The following is a 17,271-nucleotide window of genomic DNA, read 5'->3' as shown; positions in this document are numbered from 1 at the left end:
CATGAGCAAGCGACTTTTAGATGACTTTGTGCCGAAGAACTATCAGATCTTCGTTGATATTAATCGGGCAAACAAGACGATTGAAGGTCAGGTAACGATGACCGGGCATGCCAACCAGACTCAGGTGGCCGTTAACCAGAAGTTCCTGAAGATTGACAGTGTTCAAGTCGATGGGAACGATGTGGATTACCAAGTCGATGACGACAACGAAAAGGTGGACATCACCTTGCCAGCTGCCGGTGACACGACGGTGGTAATCAAGTACCACACCGCTCTGACCGACACAATGATGGGCATTTACCCGTCATACTACCAGCTGAACGGCCAAAAGCAGGAATTGATCGGGACGCAGTTTGAAACGACCTTTGCTCGGCAGGCCTTCCCATTGATCGATGAACCAGCCGCCAAGGCAACCTTTGACATGGCCATCAAGTTTGACGAAAAGCCAGGCGAGACGATCATTGCCAACATGCCCGAAGATCACGAAAAAGACGGCGTGCACTATTTCCAGCAGACCCTGCGGATTTCACCATACCTGGTAGCCTTTGCCTTTGGTGACATGCAGAAGAAGCTGACCGAAACCAAGAGCGGCGTTCAGATCGGGGTCTTCGCTACCAAGGCCCACAAGCCGAAGGAATTAGACCTGGCCTTGGACATTGCCAAGCGGGCCATCGAATTCTACGAAGACTTCTACCAGACGCCATACCCGCTGCCGCATTCATACCAGCTGGCATTGCCTGACTTCTCAGCCGGTGCCATGGAAAACTGGGGCCTGGTAACTTACCGTGAATCCTACATGCTGCTGGATCCGGATAACGCTACCTTGCCACAGAAGGAACACGTTGCCACCACGGTTACCCACGAACTGGCTCACCAATGGTTCGGTGACCTGGTAACGATGAACTGGTGGGACGATCTGTGGTTGAATGAAAGCTTCGCCAACATGATGGAATACGTCTGTGTTGACCACCTGGAACCTGACTGGAAGATTTGGGAAACCTTCCAGACCTCAGAAGTTCCAATGGCCCTGCAGCGAGATGCCATTGATGGCGTTCAATCCGTTCACGTGGAAGTTGAAGACCCTGCAGATATCAGTTCCATCTTCGACAGTGCCATCGTTTATGCCAAGGGTTCACGGATGCTGGTTATGGTTCGTTCACTGCTGGGTGACGACAACCTGCGTAAGGGCCTGAAGCTGTACTTCGACGAACACAAGTACCACAACGCCAAGGGTGACGATCTGTGGAATGCATTGAGCAAGGCTTCCGGTATGGACATTGGTGCCATCATGCACTCATGGCTGAATCAGCCAGGCTTCCCAGTGGTTTCCGTAATGGTTGAAAACGGTCACCTGAAGCTGCACCAAGAACAGTTCTTCATCGGTGAACATGAAGACAAGGGCCGTCTGTGGCAGATTCCGTTGAACGCTAACTACGACGCTGCCCCAACCATCATGAAGGATGCCGACTTAGACCTGGGCGACTACCAAGACCTGCGCCAGAAGAACGGCAAGCCATTCCGTCTGAACGTTGGCAACAACTCGCACTTCATCGTTAAGTATGACCAGACCTTGTTGGACGACATCATGGCCCACAAGGATGACCTGGACAACATCGCTCAATTGCAGCTGCTGCAAGACCTGCGCCTGCTGGCTGAAGGTGGCCAGACGAACTACGCCGGCTTGGTTGACCTGCTGCCGAAGTTTGCTCAGAGCAAGTCCTACATCGTCAACTCCGGCTTGTACCAGATAGCCAACAGCCTGAAGCACTTCGTTGACCCGAATGGCCAGACGGGCGCCAACCTGCGTCAGTTGTTTACCCAATTGAGTGAAAGCCAAGCCGCTCGCTTAGGCTGGGACACTAAATCTAGCGAAGGCATTGACGATCAATTGACTCGTCCTTACGTTCTGCGTGCTGCTCTGTACGCCCAGAATGCCGATGCCGAAAAGATTGCTCACCAGCTCTTCACCGAGAATGGCGACAACTTGAGTGCTCTGTCTGCTGCCATCCGGCCATTGGTTCTGGACAACGAAATGGAACACTACGGCAATGCTGACTTGCTGGCAAAGCTGCTGAAGCTCTACCAAGAAAGCACGGACCCAGCATTCAAGATGGACCTGGCCAACGCAATGTGCATGGCCCAAGATCCTGACTTGATCAAGCAGGTCATCAGCCAGTTTGAACAGACCGATGTCATCAAGCCACAAGACATTCGTTACTGGTACCACTTCATCTTGGACAACCCAACCGCTAAGCCAATTGCTTGGGATTGGTTCCGTGACCAGTGGGATTGGCTCTGGGAACGCCTCGGTGGCGACATGGAGTTCAGCCGCTTCATCAACGACACCGCTAGTGCCTTCTACACTCCGGCCGAACTGAACGAATACAAGGACTTCTTTGGCCCGAAGGAAAGTGTTCCTGGCTTAGGCCGTGACATCAAGATGGATATCCGGATCATTGCCGGCCGGGCAAAGTTGATCGACAGCGAAAAGGATGCCGTCAACAGTGCAGTGGCCAAGTTGGTTCACTAATTTAAGACTTAATTAGCTATACAAAAACGTGGATGCTCATTTCGAACATCCACGTTTTTTGTTGGTCAATATTTTTAAATGGGTTTTAGGCTAAAGTACCCATTGGATCCCATGGCTTCAGGACAATCGGCTCTTGGGCTTCCTGCTTGCGTTGTTCATCGGACAGGTATTTCTGGTTGATTACAACTTGGTAGCAGTACTTGTCCATCCAAGCGTCACTCATGACGAAGTAACCCTTTGTGCCGACTTTCGGGCCCCAGGAGTTTTCAACCTTCCACTTGGTTGGCTTGCCGTCAACGAGGTCAACACCGGTCAGAACCATGGCGTGGTCCATCATGCTTTCGCCGTAATCGAGAGCTTGGGCCTTGGTCATGTCCAGGTCAGTGTCGAACAGGGCGGAGTAATCATAGGTGTTCAGCGCCATGATTCCTTGCTTGGTTTCGGAGTATTTGATGACGTCAGAACCGAACCAGACGCTTTCGCCCGCCTTCAATTGCTTGATGGCCAGCTGCTTGAAGTCGTCCATGGACAGGTTCAGGTGCTTAACTTGGCGACCACCCACAACGTTGCCCAGCATGTCGATGGTGTAGGTCTTGCCATACTGCTTGTCGGCAGTTGGGGCGTTGATGATGGAGATGTAATCGGCTAAGTTCCAGCCCACGTACTTCTTGAAGAAGGTCTGTGGGGTCAAGCTGGCGTCACGATGGAACTTCTTATCCTTCTTGGTCCGGTATTCGAAGTCGAAGTTCTGTACCGGTTCGCCAAAGGCATAGGACAGCATCCGGTAGACGTTGTTCAGCATGGACTTGCGGGTGTCATTGATTTGCGCTTCGCTGGCTTTGTTTTGGGCCAGTTGCCGCAGGATGACCGCGTCGTGGCGGAGCTGGTTGTTCAAGACGTCGTTGATCCCGTCAGACCGGTTGGAGTTGAATGATTCCGGCATTGCGGACTGTGGAACCACCCCATACTTGTCAATCAGGGCGCAGAGCATGTCCCATTGACCACCATCACCCTGTGGGGTTTCCATCAACCAGGCAACGCGACGGTCATCGTGGTCCAGATCAGCGGTCTTCAATACGTTTTCGTAGAAGTAGTTGGCCTTTTCAAACTTGTCCCAGAAGAACTGGTAGGACTGAGAAAGTTCAAAGTTGTCCGGCAGGTTGAACTTCTGCTGCATTTCGTGACGCATGGTGTTCAAAGCGGCAAAAAGCCAGCAGCGGCCGGACTGCTTTTGGTCGGCAACATCACCGGTGTGCAGTTCGATGGAGAAGTGGGGGTCGTTGTCGGCGATTGAGTGCCAATTGAAGCTGGCAGCCTTGACCCCGTTCTTGGTCACTGCGTTTTCAATAACGCGGGCTTCAGGACGGTTATGGTAATCTTTAGCAAATTCGTTGATATCATCGTGACTGATTGCAAAAGTCAAATTAATCACTCCTATTAAGTTAATTAAAGAACATTATAGCTGAAAATGATCAATAAGGATAATGATTGCACCGGTCGGCCGGGGTGATTCCCCGAATGACCTTGGCTGGTACACCGGCGGCCAGCGAATTAGCCGGGATATCGTGGGTGACGACGGCGCCAGCGGCAATGACGGAGCCTGCTCCAATGTGGACGCCGGGGCAGACCGTGACGCTGCTGGCCAGCCAACAATTGTCATCGATGACGATCGGCTTGGCGTATTCCACCGTGGTGAACTTGCCGTCTGGTTGGGTCCGGGGGTTGCGCTGCTGCCACATCAGCGGATGCATCGCGGTGGCAATGGTGACGCTGGGGCCGCAGAGCACGTTATCGCCGATTGTGACAGGGGCAACATCTAGGACCGTGAAGTTGTAGTTGGCATAGAAGCCCTTACCCAATTTCGTGAAACGGCCATAGTCAAAGTGGATCGGCCCCTGTAAATAACAGTTGTCGCCATGATTGGGGATCAGCTCCTGCAAAAGTGCTTCTCGCTTCGGATCGTGGTCATCGCTCAATTGGTTGTACTCGGCGCAGATGCGGTGCGCCTTCTGCATCATTTTTGATAATTCCGGCGTGCCTGCTTCGTACGGCTCGCCATTCAGCATTTGCTGCGTGTTTTTATCCATTTTTCCTCCAAACAAAAAAGGCCGGGAAATCCCGGTCTGATCAACTTATTTAGCTTGCAATACTTCTGGACCATTGTCGCGGCCAACGATGACCATGTCGACCCGGTTCAAGAATAACCCGTGTTCAACGACACCAACCGTGTGGATCAGATCTTCAGCCAGGGCGTGCGGATCGGCAATTTCCCCGACCTTCAGATCAATGATGTAGTTGTTTTCATCGGTGCGGTACTTCTTGTTATCGTCGGTCATCCGCCATTGTGGTTTGTAACCCTTCTTCACAAAGCGGTTGAAGACGTGCTGGGCGCCGAATGGAATCACTTCTACTGGCACACCGAATGCACCAATGCGGTGGCAGAGCTTGGACTGGTCAACGATCCAGATCTTCTTCACGGAAGCGTTGTTCACGATCTTTTCCCACAGCAGGGCGCCACCGCCACCCTTGATGCCGTTGAAGTCGTCGTCAACTTGGTCGGCACCATCGATGCATAGGTCGATATGGTCAACATCGTCAATATCCTTAATGGTGATGCCTAAGGATTCCGCCTGCTTAGTGGTCCGGGTGGAAGTGGTTACGCCGACAATGTGTAGGCCCTCTTCTTGAACCCGCTTGCCTAAGGCATCAACCATGTAGCGGACAGTTGAGCCGGTCCCCAAGCCGACGATCATGCCGTCCTTAACGTATTTAACTGCTTCAGCACCCACTTGTGCTTTCAATTCGTTTTGATCCATTAAAGAACCCTCCTGTTTTATCCGTGATGACGCTGGTAGAGCACGTCGCTGGCCTCGTCGTGCAGACTAAACCACATCTTAGCGTAGGGACACATGATCTCTAGTTGCCAAGACTCTTCGCGCGCATGGTCGACGAAGGCCTGCATCAATTTAGCGGCCAGGCCCTGACCCCGGTAGGCCGGAACCACGAAGACCCGCTCAACAACAACGATTTTGCGCTCGTGGTCCAACACGGGACAGGCAATCTCACCCAGCCAGTTTCCCTGGTCGTCCACGGCCGTCATTTTTTCATCTGCAAAAGTCAGCTGCATGCCTTACTCCTTTAGCGTTCATCAAATAATCAATCTTCCATAAATTGTTACTGTTTTATAAATAAAAGTCAAGCAGGGCAAAGTCAGGGGACGGTCATGTTACAATTGATACGTATGTTTAAAACGAGGTGAAGAAACGTGAAACGTGGGTTTGAGATTGTTTCCACGAAGCGTGATCAAGGCCTGGAGCTGCCCAAGCGGCAGACGAAGCAGGCGGCCGGTTACGACTTTCAAGCAGCAGAAGACTTTGTTCTCCCGTCCATCTGGAAGCGGTCATTCTTAAAGGCATTGCGCCACTTACGCAAGGGCAACCAGTTAAATGACGAAAAGGCCTTGCTGGCTGATCAGTCCTTGCAGCCCTATCTGGTGCCAACGGGAATTAAAGCTTATATGCAGCCCGACGAAGTACTGATGCTGTTCAACCGGTCCAGCGGTCCTTTCAAGCGGCGGCTGATTTTGCCAAACGGTGTCGGAATCATTGACGCCGATTACTACAACAACCCGAACAATGAAGGGGAAATCTTCGTTCAGCTGATCAACTACGGCTTGACTGATTACCGGATCAAGAAGGGCGACCGGATTGCGCAGGGGATATTTGTCCCATACTTGACGGCTGACGACGAGGCCAAACCCCAAATTCAGCGGGTTGGCGGTTTCGGTTCAACCAAGCGTTAACGACGAGAAAGAAGGCTGATGATGGCCAAAGCAAAAACACATTATGTTTGCCAAAACTGTGGCTACACGTCACCCCGTTACCTGGGCCGCTGTCCCAATTGTGGTCAGTGGAACACCCTGGTTGAAGAAGTTGATCAGACAACGGTGAAAAAGCCGCAGACGACCACAACGACTTTGACCGGTATCGTGGCCAAACCAGAGCGGTTAAATGAAATCAACACGCATGAAACGCCACGGGTCAAGACGAAGCTAGAGGAATTCAACCGGGTCTTGGGTGGCGGCATCGTGCCCGGTTCCCTGGTGCTGATCGGTGGTGATCCGGGTATCGGTAAGTCGACCTTGCTTTTGCAGGTGTCCGGCCAACTGAGTGCCGAGGGCCATTCGGTTTTGTACGTGTCCGGCGAAGAGAGTGCCACCCAAATCAAGATGCGTGCGGAACGACTGGGTGTCGCCGGGGACGACTTTTACATCTATCCGGAGACCAACATGGACAGTATCCGTGCCACGATTGACAATCTGAACCCTGAGTACGTCATTATCGACTCGGTGCAGACCATGCAGGCGACCGACGTGACCTCCGCAATCGGCAGTGTCTCCCAGATCCGTGCGGTGACCGCCCAATTAATGCAGGTGGCCAAGGGCAAGAACATTACCGTCTTCGTGGTTGGGCATGTCACTAAGGGTGGCGTGCTTGCCGGTCCCAAAATCCTTGAGCACATGGTGGACACGGTTCTATACTTTGAGGGTGACTTGCACCACACCTACCGGATTTTACGGTCGGTGAAGAACCGGTTTGGGTCAACCAACGAGCTGGGGATCTTCGAGATGCACAGCGACGGTTTAAAGGAAGTTGCCAACCCGTCCGAAATCTTTCTGGAAGAACGTTTAAAGGACGCTACCGGTTCGGCGGTCGTGGTTTCCTTGGAAGGGACGCGGCCGATTCTGGTCGAAATTCAAGCGTTGATCACGCCATCCGTTTTCGGCAATGCCCAACGAACGGCGACAGGCCTGAACCGCAACCGGGTTTCCTTAATCATGGCGGTCTTGGAGAAGCGAGCCAACCTCTTGTTGCAAAACCAGGACGCCTACTTGAAAGCCGCTGGTGGTGTCAAACTGGATGAACCGGCAATTGACTTGGCGATTGCCGTTGCCATTGCCTCCAGCTACCGTGATAAGGGAACGCGGCCGACCGACGCCTTTGTTGGCGAAGTCGGGTTGACTGGTGAGATTCGCCGGGTCAACCGGATTGAACAGCGGGTTCGTGAGGCAGCCAAGCTTGGTTTCCGGCGGATATTCGTGCCGAAGAACAACCTGCAGGGCTGGGACCCGCATGAAAAGATTCAAATTATTGGTGTAACAACCATCGGTGAAGCATTAAAATTAGCTTTGTCATAAATTAAGAAAGGAGGTTAACCGATGCGGAAAGGATTTATCCGAATTTTATTTGTATTATTTGGTGCGGCAATTGGTTACTACTACTTAGGACCATTGTGGCCAGCTATCGGTGTCAACATTGCGCCGGCGTTGATGGTGGCTGCGGATGTTGTCATTGGGGCAGTGATCTTCTGGCTCTTGTCATTGACACTGACGAACTGGATTTTGGCCAGCACGCAGCGGGTTGAAAAATACCTGACCCAAAAGAGCCCGATCTACCTGTTGTTCGGTGCTTTGCTGACGATCGTGGGGTTAATTCTTGCAATTTTAATTTCGATTCCATTATGGCGTTTGTCCATCCCCGTGGTTAACAACGTAGTACCGATCCTCTTGATGGTGATCTTTAGTTACTTCGGCTTCCGGTTGGGGACGACCCGTCTGGATGAATGGAAGGGCCTGCTGACTCTCAGACGGCCGCCAAAGTACAACGCCCAGGATGGCTCGATCATCAAGCGGCAGGACAATAACTACCACCACTACAAGATTTTGGACACCAACATCCTGATCGATGGCCGGATTTACGACCTGGCCAAGACCGGTTTTCTGGAAGGGACATTATTGGTTCCCAACTTCGTCTTGTATGAGCTGCAGTACATTGCCGATTCCGGCGACAGCATCAAGCGGGTGCGGGGCCGGCGCGGTTTGGACATTCTGAATAAATTGCGCAAGGAAAAGATCGTGCCCATTGAAATGTATGAGGGCGACTTTGAAGACATTCCCGAAGTAGACAGCAAGTTGATCGCCTTAGCCAAGAAGGTTGACGGGGTGATCGTGACCAACGATTGGAACCTGAATAAGGTCATCCAATTCCAAAACGTCCAGGTCTTGAACATTAATAACCTGGCCAAGTCTCTGCGGCCACGGGTCATTCCGGGCCAACACCTGGAAGTCACGGTGGTTAAGAAGGGGACCGAACGTCAGCAAGGGGTGGCCTACTTGGACGACGGCACGATGGTCGTGGTCGAAGATGGTCGCTTCTACATGAATCAGCTCATCAACGTGGAAGTCACCAGTGCCTTGCAGACGGATGCCGGTCGCATGATCTTTGCCCGGCCGTCCCACTCGACTCGCGGGATTGGCGATGATCACGGTGACAAGAAGGGCGCCGATCATTCAAACAACGACAAGAAAAAATCATAAAACGATTAGCTAGTTGGCGAATCGTCGCAAGCACTAATAGAGCTCCAGTATTCGGATCTTCCGGACACTGGAGCTCTTTTTTACTATGCGAGAGCACTTCTGATTATATATAGCTTTATGTCACGGCCCCTTCATTTTTGCCCTTTTGCCTTTGTGCATAAACTGATAGAATAAAAAAGATTAACGGGAAACGGGGGAAAGCACGTGGTCACGATTAAAAATATTGCCAAGGAAGCGGGAGTCTCGGTTTCGACAGCCTCGCGGGCATTAAACAACAATTCGCGGATTAGTGAGCAGACCCGCCAGCACGTTCAAGCTGTGGCTAAGAAATTGGGTTACAAGCCGAATTTTTCCGCGCAAAACCTCACCCGGGGCCATGCAAACATCGTCGGCGTCATCTTTCCCATTATGGAGGCCAACACGCCAGCCAACCCCTTCCATATCGACATCATGCGGGGGATCAGCGAAGAGCTGCAGAAGAAAGACTTTGAAATGATGGTCGCGGTGACCCAGGATCAAAAAGAATTGATGCGCCAAGTCGAATCCATGGTGGACCAGATCAGGGTCGAATATTTTGTTCTTTTGTACTCCGATCCTAATGACCCGGTCACCCAATACCTGCGGGCACACAAGCTGCGGTTCACGATCGTTGGTCAGCCCATTGCGGCGACCGACCGTTTCGTGGATAACGATAACGTGAAGGTAGGGCGTGAAGCGACGGAGCGGATACTGGCCCAGTCAGGGGTCAGTCAACCGGCGTTTGTGATGTCGACACAAGAAAAGTCCTTCGAAAAGAGCCGGTTAACGGGATATTTGGCGGTGATGAAGGGCCAAAAGCTGACGGCCACCAAACTGCAAGTGGACGATGAGTTCTCGATTACAAAATACCTGCGTTCTCATCCCCAAGTGGACGGCCTGGTGTTTGCGGATGATGTTTTATATATTAAGCACGCCCAGCGCCTGCGTCCGTTGAATATTCCGGTCATCTGCTTCAACAACAGCCAGTGGATGCAGATCCTTTTTCATGATGGTCAGGTGATCGACTTGCAACCGCGGAAGCTAGGCCAGGCGGCGGTTAAAGTGCTGTTCAAGAAGCGCAGAAATCACCTCTACGTACCATATCGTTTCATCTAATAGAGCACGATTTTGAAGCCCATCTGACTTCGGTCGCGCTTTTTTGTTTTATATGGGCAACTTAAATAAGTAAATCAATATTCACTTAAAAATCGAAAAAAGTTTGTGCAAACGGTTGCACAAAATGCAAACGTTTGCTATATTAATAGCGTTAAGTAAAAGCGCTTTCATCAAACGCAAAAGAGGAGTGTATTGAATGAGTCAAAAAAATGATACGAGTACCGGATTACCGATACTGCCCAAAAGTCTTATTTGGATGATCAACTTTGGCTTTCTTGGTGTACAGACTGCGTTTACTTTACAAAGTTCGCAAATGAGTCGGATCTTTCAAACGATCGGTGCTGACCCGAACAACCTGGGCTGGTTCTTTATCCTGCCACCACTGGCTGGTTTGATCGTGCAGCCAATCATTGGCTACTATTCTGACCGGACCTGGGCACCAAAGCTTGGTGGTCGGCGGCTTCCTTACCTGCTGTTAGGAACGGTTGTGGCCGTGATCGTCATGCTCTTGTTGCCGAACTCTGGTAGTTTTGGCTTCGGTTATGGATCATTGGCCGCCCTGTGGTTTGGTGCCATCACCGTTGCCTTTCTGGACTTGTCTTCAAACGTTGCCATGCAGCCATTCAAGATGATGGTGGGCGACATGGTCAATGACGACCAGAAAAGTTATGCATACGGGATTCAAAGTTTCCTTTCCAACACCGGTGCGGTTCTGGCCGCTGTCTTTCCGTTCTTATTGACAATGTTTGGGGTGCCAAACACCGATAAGAAGGGGGTCGTTCCGCAATCAGTGGTCATTTCCTTCTACGTTGGCGCGGCACTGTTGGTTATTACGAGTTTATTTACTGTGTTGCGTGTTCATGAATACGATCCAGCAACTTACGCTAAGTATCACGGCATTTCGGAACAAGATAATAAGGAAGGCGGCAACTGGTTCACGCTGCTGCGGCACGCACCAAAGGCCTTCTGGACGGTTACCTTGGTCCAATTCTTCTGCTGGTTTGCCTTCCAATACCTGTGGACTTACTCCGTGGGTGCGATTGCCAACAACGTTTGGGGCACGACCAACGCCAGCAGTGCGGGTTATCAAGCCGCTGGTAACTGGTACGGTGTGTTAGCCGCCGTTCAATCAATCGCCGCCGTTGTCTGGTCATACGTTTTGGCTAAGGTGCCAAACAAGGACCACAAGCTGGGATATGCCGGCAGCCTGCTGTTGGGTGCGATCGGCTTCTTGTCCGTGTTCTTCATCCACAGTCAAAGCGCCTTGGTATTTTCCTTCATCCTGGTCGGCATTGCCTGGGCTGCGATGAACACTTACCCATTAACGATTGTTACCAACGCCTTGTCTGGCAAACACATGGGGACTTATCTGGGCTTGTTCAACGGTTCCATCTGTTTCCCACAGATTGTGGCTTCACTGTTGAGTTTTTCCCTGTTCCCACTGCTGGGTCACTCACAGGCGCACATGTTTATCTTTGCCGGCATCATCATGGTCTTGGCCGGATTATCGGTTAGTGCAATTCACGAAACATACGTCAAATAGTTATTTAGAGAATTGATCAGTCACTTTACATTCATCAGAAGAGAGGATTCAGACAATGAAACAAACATTTGATATTGCTCCATGGCATGTTGCGACTACTAAATGGTCTCCTGAAGACAAGCGCCTGCAGGAATCAATGACCAGCTTAGCCAACGAAAACCTTGGTATGCGGGGCTTCTTTGAAGAAGGTTATACCGGCGACCACATGCAGGGTGTTTACCTTGGCGGGGTTTGGTTCCCTGACAAGACCCGTGTTGGTTGGTGGAAGAATGGTTATCCGAAGTACTTCGGTAAGATGATCAATGCCGTCAACTTCCTGAAGTTAGTCATCAAGGTCAACGGCGAACAACTGGACCTGGCTAAGCAGACACCAAAGAACTTCAAGCTGGATCTGGATATGAAGCGGGGCGTCTTAACCCGTGAATTCAGCGTTGAAATCGGCGGCACCGAAATGCACTTCTCCTTCGAACGCTTTGTTTCCGCCGTGCAGAAGGAATTGGTTGGTCAACGCCTGCACGTCAAGAACCTGGGCAATGGTGACGCGAAGGTTGAAATCACCAGCATGATTGACGCGGACGTGTACAACGAAGACGCCAACTACGATGAACAGTTCTGGATGGTCCTGAATAAGAGTGCCAAGGGTGAACACGCCGAATTGACGTCCGAAACGAAGAAGAACGACTTTGGCACCCCACAGTTCACGGTAGGCATGCAGACGACCACGAAGACGGACTTAGACCACACGGGTGACGGTACCGACGAAAAGGATGCCTACAACAGCTTTGCCGGCACTGTGGCACAAGGTCAGGAGATCAACTTCGAAAAGCGGACCGTGGTTGTTACTTCACGGGACTTCGATTCAGAAGCAGCCATTGAGAAGCACCTGGATGAATTGAGCGACCAGCTTGATTCACAGAGTTTTGACGACCTGCTGGCACCGCACGTCAAGGAATGGGCCAACCGCTGGGCCAAGTCCGATGTACAAATTGATGGTGATGAGGGTGCCCAACAAGGGATTCGTTTCAACCTGTTCCAGCTCTTCTCCACTTACTATGGCGAAGATTACCGCTTGAACATTTCACCAAAGGGCTTCACTGGCGAGAAGTACGGTGGTGCTACTTACTGGGACACCGAAGCTTACTGCATCCCCGTTTACTTAGGGGTTGCCAACCCTGAAGTTGCCCGCAACCTCTTGATGTACCGTTACAAGCAACTGGATGGCGCCTACGTCAACGCAAAGGAACAAGGTCTGAAGGGGGCCCTGTTCCCGATGGTGACCTTCAATGGGATCGAATGCCACAACGAATGGGAAATCACCTTTGAAGAAATCCACCGGAATGGCGACATTGCCTTTGCCATTTACATGTACACCAAGTACACCGGCGACAAGTCCTACGTTCTGCACGAAGGCGCTAAGGTATTGACCGAAATTTCTCGTTTCTGGGCAGATCGTGTTCACTACTCACAACGGCAGAACAAGTACATGCTGCATGGGGTTACCGGCCCGGACGAATACGACAACAACGTTAACAACGACTGGTACACCAACCTCTTATGTAAGTGGACTTTGAACTACACCCTGGAAGTACTGGGTGAAGTCGACGCAGACGTTGCCAAGAAGTTGAATGTTTCAGAGGATGAAAAGCGCCGCTGGAAGGGCATTGCCGATAACATGTACCTGCCTTACGACCCACAAAAGGACATCTTCCCTGAAAATGACGGCTTCCTGGACAAGGATCTGACGCCGGTTTCCGAAATTCCAAGTGACCAACTGCCGCTGAACCAACACTGGTCATGGGATAAGATTTTGCGGTCACCATACGTCAAGCAGGGTGACGTTATCCAAGGTCTGTGGGACTTCATTGACGACTTCACACCGGAAGAAAAGAAGAAGAACTTCGACTTCTACGAACAATTCACGGTTCACGAATCCAGCCTGTCTGCCTCCGTATACTCCATCATTGCTTCAGACATTGGCTACGAAGACAAGGCTGTTGAACTGTATGAACGGTCCGCTCGGCTTGACCTGGACAACTACAACAACGACACCTCGGACGGCCTGCACATCACTTCCATGACTGGTAGCTGGCTGGACATTGTTCAAGGCTTCGCTGGCATGCGGGTACGCAATGGTGAATTGCACTACGCACCATTCCTGCCGAAGAAGTGGCACTCTTACCAATTCCGTCAGATGTTCCGTGGCCGGATTCTGAAGGTCAAGGTTGACCAGAATGGGACCCAGATTGACTTAGTCTCTGGTGATCCACTCACCATCGACCTGAATGGCAAGAAAGTTGAATTGAAGTAATACTTGTGGGAGGTATTAGCAATGAAATTTGATGATTTAAAGGGATTTGCTTTTGATCTGGATGGTGTCATCGCCGACACGGCACGTTTTCATGGCCAAGCATGGCATCAATTAGCTGACAAGGTCGGTACCAAGTGGACGCCTGAACTGGCTGATGGCTTAAAGGGTGTGAGCCGGATGGATTCGCTGGAGAAGATCTTGAAGGCCGGTGGTCACGAAAATGACTACACCGATGAACAAAAACTGGCATTGGCCAGCGAAAAGAACGACAACTACCTGAAGCTGGTTGCCACGCTGACGCCAGCCGACATTCTGCCAGGGATGAAAGACTTCCTGGATGAATTAAAAGCCAAGGGTTACCACATGGTCTTAGCATCAGCTTCCAAGAACGCCCCGAAAGTTTTGAAGTATCTGCAGATTACCGACTACTTTGAGGGCATCGTTAACCCGGCTAGCTTGAAGCATGGCAAGCCTGATCCGGAAATCTACAGTGCTGCCGCTAAATTGATGAAGCTGCCGGCAAATCAAGTTGCTGGTCTGGAAGACGCTCAGGCAGGGATCCAGTCCATCAACGGCGCTGGCGAAGTTTCCATCGGCATTGGCGCCGACTTAAAGGACGCGGATGTTAAGTTTAACGACACCAGTGAAGTTTCATTGGCCGCTATCAAAGAACAGCTTGGTTAATTTCTAAGTCTTTTAACAAATTGGCATGTCACTCTAATTAAGTCCTTCGTTAATTAAATCTACAAAAGGCAAGACACCGCATTGCGCGGTGTCTTGCCTTTTTTCTGCAGAAGAGGTGGCATCAAAATCGTCATATTTTTATGGGAACGGACGTATAATAAGGCCTTGTAAAGCGAGGGATGGTAAGATGCAGGAATTTATATCGATTCCAACGATTAAATCTGGTCTATATATGTTCGGCGGTCACCAGCATACGGTTAGCGGCGGGTGGTCCTTTTTTGAACAGAGCCACCAAGTTTTAGAGTTGATGGTCATTCTTGATGGCAGTCAGATAACTAACATTCGTCACCAACTTCCGCTGACTTTAAACGCCGGTGATGCGGTATTGATTGCACCAGGGACATTGCATACCAATAAGAATGCAAGTAAGGAGCGCCCATTGACCTACATGTGCTTGCATTTTGATTTTGAAAATGTCTTGTTAAGGTCACGAATCATCAGCAGCTTGACCAACCGTCTGATCCCAGCCCACTCGATTCTGGCAGAAAAATCCCGGGCAGCACTGACCCGGATTGTTGATTTGTGCCGCGATAAAAAGCAGCAAAGCCAGTTCAGGGTACGCGCAGAGATCGAGATCATTCTGCTCCAATATTTGCAGCAATTAGACGCAATTACTGATCAAATCACGCCGGGAAGGGGTACTCAACAGCTCCCATTTTCAGATAAGGAAGCCAAAACGGCACGAGACATCGCATTGGCCATTCAGGATCGGGTCAATAGTCGAAACAATGACCCTGCGTTTACGTTCGCGGATATTTGTTCAAGCTTACATTTGAGCAATGGCTATGGACATCGTGTATTCAAGAAGGTTTATGGGGTCACCCCCTTACGCTTTATCAATCGGGAAAAGTATCAAAAAGCACAGCGGCTGTTAGAGTACTCTGGCAACTCAATTGAACAAGTTGCCTATCTAGTTGGAGCAGCCAACCGTTCAATTTTTAGCAAGCAATTCAAGAAATGGTCGGGGATGACACCGACAGAGTATCGTAAGCGGGTCAAATATCAACGCCATGTTTACTCAAAGGATCGAACAGGCTATTTTGAATAGCTAAGATAGTTTAATATACCAACCAAACCCACATAAAGGTCATGAATTGACACATAATGGTCGATTTATGATCTTTTTTAGTACTAGGAAAGCGGATACAATTAAAAACGAATAGGAAATAAGACACCTATTTATCTGATATAACAACTAACTTATCAGTGTTTATTCAGCAATTATTTGGAGAGGAATGACTATTTTGGAAAACGCACCTCGGGAAAATATTAAGTTACCTGAAAAACTTGGTATTAGTACTGGTTATTTTGCTTGCAATATTATCTATCAAACGATTTCGACCTATTTGCTATTTTTCTACACCAATGTCTTTGGCTTGAATGCCGCCGTGGCAGCTACGATGTTCTTAGTTGTCCGGATTATCGATGCTGTCGCTAACCCAGTGTGGGGTGTGATGGTTGATAAGATGAAGGCTGGTAAACGTGGTAAGTATCTGCAATGGCTCTTCTTTGGTGCCATTCCATTTACCGTTTTATCAATCCTTTGTTTCTATTCACCAAGCTTATCCGCAATGGGCAAGATCATTTATGCTTACGTGACCTACGTTGCAATGTCCTTGGCTTATATCGTTGTTAGTCTGCCAACCTCATCGCTGCCGGCTGCAATGACGAGAAACAGTGACCAGATTACTAGTCTGACTTCCTATTCTGACTTTGCCGCAAACGTTGCTGGTATGTGTGTATCTTTCGGTGTACCGCTGTTAGTAACTAAGATTTCCGGTTCTTACTCTGGTCCACAGTCACAAATTGGTTGGCTTGCAACCATGGCTTTGTATTCAATCATTGGCTGCCTGTGCTTCTTCTACTCAGTTAAGGTTATTCATGAACGTTACGTTTTGAGTTCCAAGGAAAAGGATTCCGTCAAGATCAGTGACTTGTTCACCGAATTCAAGACTAACAAGGCCTTAGTTATTTTGGCTTTGATCTTCATTTTGAGTTTTGGTATGCAATCCATTGTTAACTCCACCAGTTCATACTTTGTAACTTATAACATGAACCAGCCAAACATGCTGAAATGGTTCAACTTGTTAGGCTCATTACCATCATTCGTTCTGATCCCAATGTTCCCATTATTCAAGAAGTGGTTTGGTAAGCGTGGAATGCTGGTAATCTTCTTCATTATCGAAATTATTGGTTTAGGCATTCTGTACTTCGGTAATGCTCACAACACTGCCCTGATGATGGTTGGTCAATTGATCAAGTCCTGTGGTATGTTGGTTGCCACTGGTTTCATCTGGGCATTGGTTCCTGAAGTCATCACTTATTCCGAATGGGTAACCGGTCGGCGTCTGAATGGTGTCTTAACGGCGGTTATCAGTTTCATGCTGACCTTCGGGATGGCCCTTGGTGGTGTGGTACCAGGATATGTATTGTCAGCCACCGGTTTCTCCGCTAAGTTGGCAGTTCAAACAGCCACTGCAATGGGCGGTATTAAGACCGTTATGTGCACGATCCCAGCTGTACTGGTTGTTATCACAATCATTTGTGTCCTGCTTTACCCATTAACCGATGAACGCTTAGCTAAGATCACGGCTGAAATCAACGACCGTTCAAAGAAGAATGCTTAGTTAGAAATT

At 49.9% G+C, this 17,271-nt stretch carries 14 protein-coding genes; 10 read left to right on the top strand and 4 right to left on the bottom strand.

Going from position 1 to position 17,271, the window contains the following annotated elements:
* Position 1 precedes the first annotated feature (1 nt).
* Positions 2-2,530 (top strand): M1 family metallopeptidase, encoded by a 2,529-nt coding sequence (locus tag IV45_RS01275; RefSeq protein WP_057739873.1) that lies wholly within the window; start codon positions 2-4, stop codon positions 2,528-2,530.
* A gap of 85 nt (positions 2,531-2,615) precedes the next feature.
* Here IV45_RS01275 and IV45_RS01270 read toward each other — a convergent pair whose 3' ends face one another.
* From IV45_RS01270 to IV45_RS01255, 4 genes are read right to left on the bottom strand one after another with little or no spacing between them, the layout of a single operon-like run.
* On the bottom strand, positions 2,616-3,953 hold the full coding sequence (locus IV45_RS01270) for a C1 family peptidase (protein WP_057739871.1): 1,338 nt from the start codon (positions 3,951-3,953) through the stop codon (positions 2,616-2,618).
* Between the two features lie 49 nt (positions 3,954-4,002).
* Positions 4,003-4,617 (bottom strand): sugar O-acetyltransferase, encoded by a 615-nt coding sequence (locus tag IV45_RS01265; RefSeq protein WP_057739869.1) that lies wholly within the window; start codon positions 4,615-4,617, stop codon positions 4,003-4,005.
* A gap of 45 nt (positions 4,618-4,662) precedes the next feature.
* Positions 4,663-5,346, bottom strand: a complete 684-nt coding sequence (gene rpiA, locus IV45_RS01260; protein ID WP_057739867.1) for a ribose-5-phosphate isomerase RpiA — start codon at positions 5,344-5,346, stop codon at positions 4,663-4,665.
* A gap of 17 nt (positions 5,347-5,363) precedes the next feature.
* On the bottom strand, positions 5,364-5,657 hold the full coding sequence (locus IV45_RS01255) for a GNAT family N-acetyltransferase (protein ID WP_057739865.1): 294 nt from the start codon (positions 5,655-5,657) through the stop codon (positions 5,364-5,366).
* Between the two features lie 138 nt (positions 5,658-5,795).
* Between IV45_RS01255 and IV45_RS01250 the strand changes: the two genes are divergently transcribed.
* The 9 genes from IV45_RS01250 to IV45_RS01210 all read left to right on the top strand — a co-directional run bounded on the left by IV45_RS01250 (position 5,796) and on the right by IV45_RS01210 (position 17,262).
* Positions 5,796-6,332, top strand: a complete 537-nt coding sequence (locus tag IV45_RS01250; RefSeq protein ID WP_057739863.1) for a dCTP deaminase/dUTPase family protein — start codon at positions 5,796-5,798, stop codon at positions 6,330-6,332.
* A 21-nt stretch (positions 6,333-6,353) separates the two neighbouring features.
* On the top strand, positions 6,354-7,727 hold the full coding sequence (radA, locus tag IV45_RS01245) for a DNA repair protein RadA (RefSeq protein WP_057739861.1): 1,374 nt from the start codon (positions 6,354-6,356) through the stop codon (positions 7,725-7,727).
* A 21-nt stretch (positions 7,728-7,748) separates the two neighbouring features.
* Complete coding sequence (locus IV45_RS01240) at positions 7,749-8,906, top strand: PIN/TRAM domain-containing protein (protein ID WP_057739859.1); 1,158 nt, start codon at positions 7,749-7,751, stop codon at positions 8,904-8,906.
* A 204-nt stretch (positions 8,907-9,110) separates the two neighbouring features.
* A complete protein-coding gene (locus tag IV45_RS01235; RefSeq protein WP_057739857.1) occupies positions 9,111-10,040 on the top strand; it encodes a LacI family DNA-binding transcriptional regulator in 930 nt (309 codons plus the stop codon).
* Positions 10,041-10,236: 196 nt separating this feature from the next.
* Complete coding sequence (locus IV45_RS01230) at positions 10,237-11,583, top strand: SLC45 family MFS transporter (RefSeq protein ID WP_057739855.1); 1,347 nt, start codon at positions 10,237-10,239, stop codon at positions 11,581-11,583.
* A gap of 55 nt (positions 11,584-11,638) precedes the next feature.
* Entirely contained in the window at positions 11,639-13,891 is a 2,253-nt protein-coding gene (locus IV45_RS01225) for a glycoside hydrolase family 65 protein (protein ID WP_057739854.1), read from the top strand.
* A gap of 21 nt (positions 13,892-13,912) precedes the next feature.
* Complete coding sequence (gene pgmB, locus IV45_RS01220; protein WP_057739852.1) at positions 13,913-14,575, top strand: beta-phosphoglucomutase; 663 nt, start codon at positions 13,913-13,915, stop codon at positions 14,573-14,575.
* A gap of 187 nt (positions 14,576-14,762) precedes the next feature.
* The gene (locus IV45_RS01215; protein ID WP_057739850.1) at positions 14,763-15,683 is read left to right on the top strand and encodes an AraC family transcriptional regulator; all 921 of its coding nucleotides are present in this window, start codon (positions 14,763-14,765) and stop codon (positions 15,681-15,683) included.
* Positions 15,684-15,879: 196 nt separating this feature from the next.
* Positions 15,880-17,262 carry a glycoside-pentoside-hexuronide (GPH):cation symporter gene (locus tag IV45_RS01210; RefSeq protein WP_162257105.1) on the top strand — a complete coding sequence of 461 codons (1,383 nt, stop codon included), beginning with the start codon at positions 15,880-15,882 and terminating at the stop codon, positions 17,260-17,262.
* Positions 17,263-17,271 lie beyond the last annotated feature (9 nt).

This window comes from Limosilactobacillus secaliphilus (assembly GCF_001437055.1).
GTDB classification, from domain to species: Bacteria; Bacillota; Bacilli; order Lactobacillales; family Lactobacillaceae; genus Limosilactobacillus; species Limosilactobacillus secaliphilus.
The sequence above is the reverse complement of the archived record's forward strand: the minus strand, read 5'-3'. Positions and strand labels throughout refer to the sequence as shown.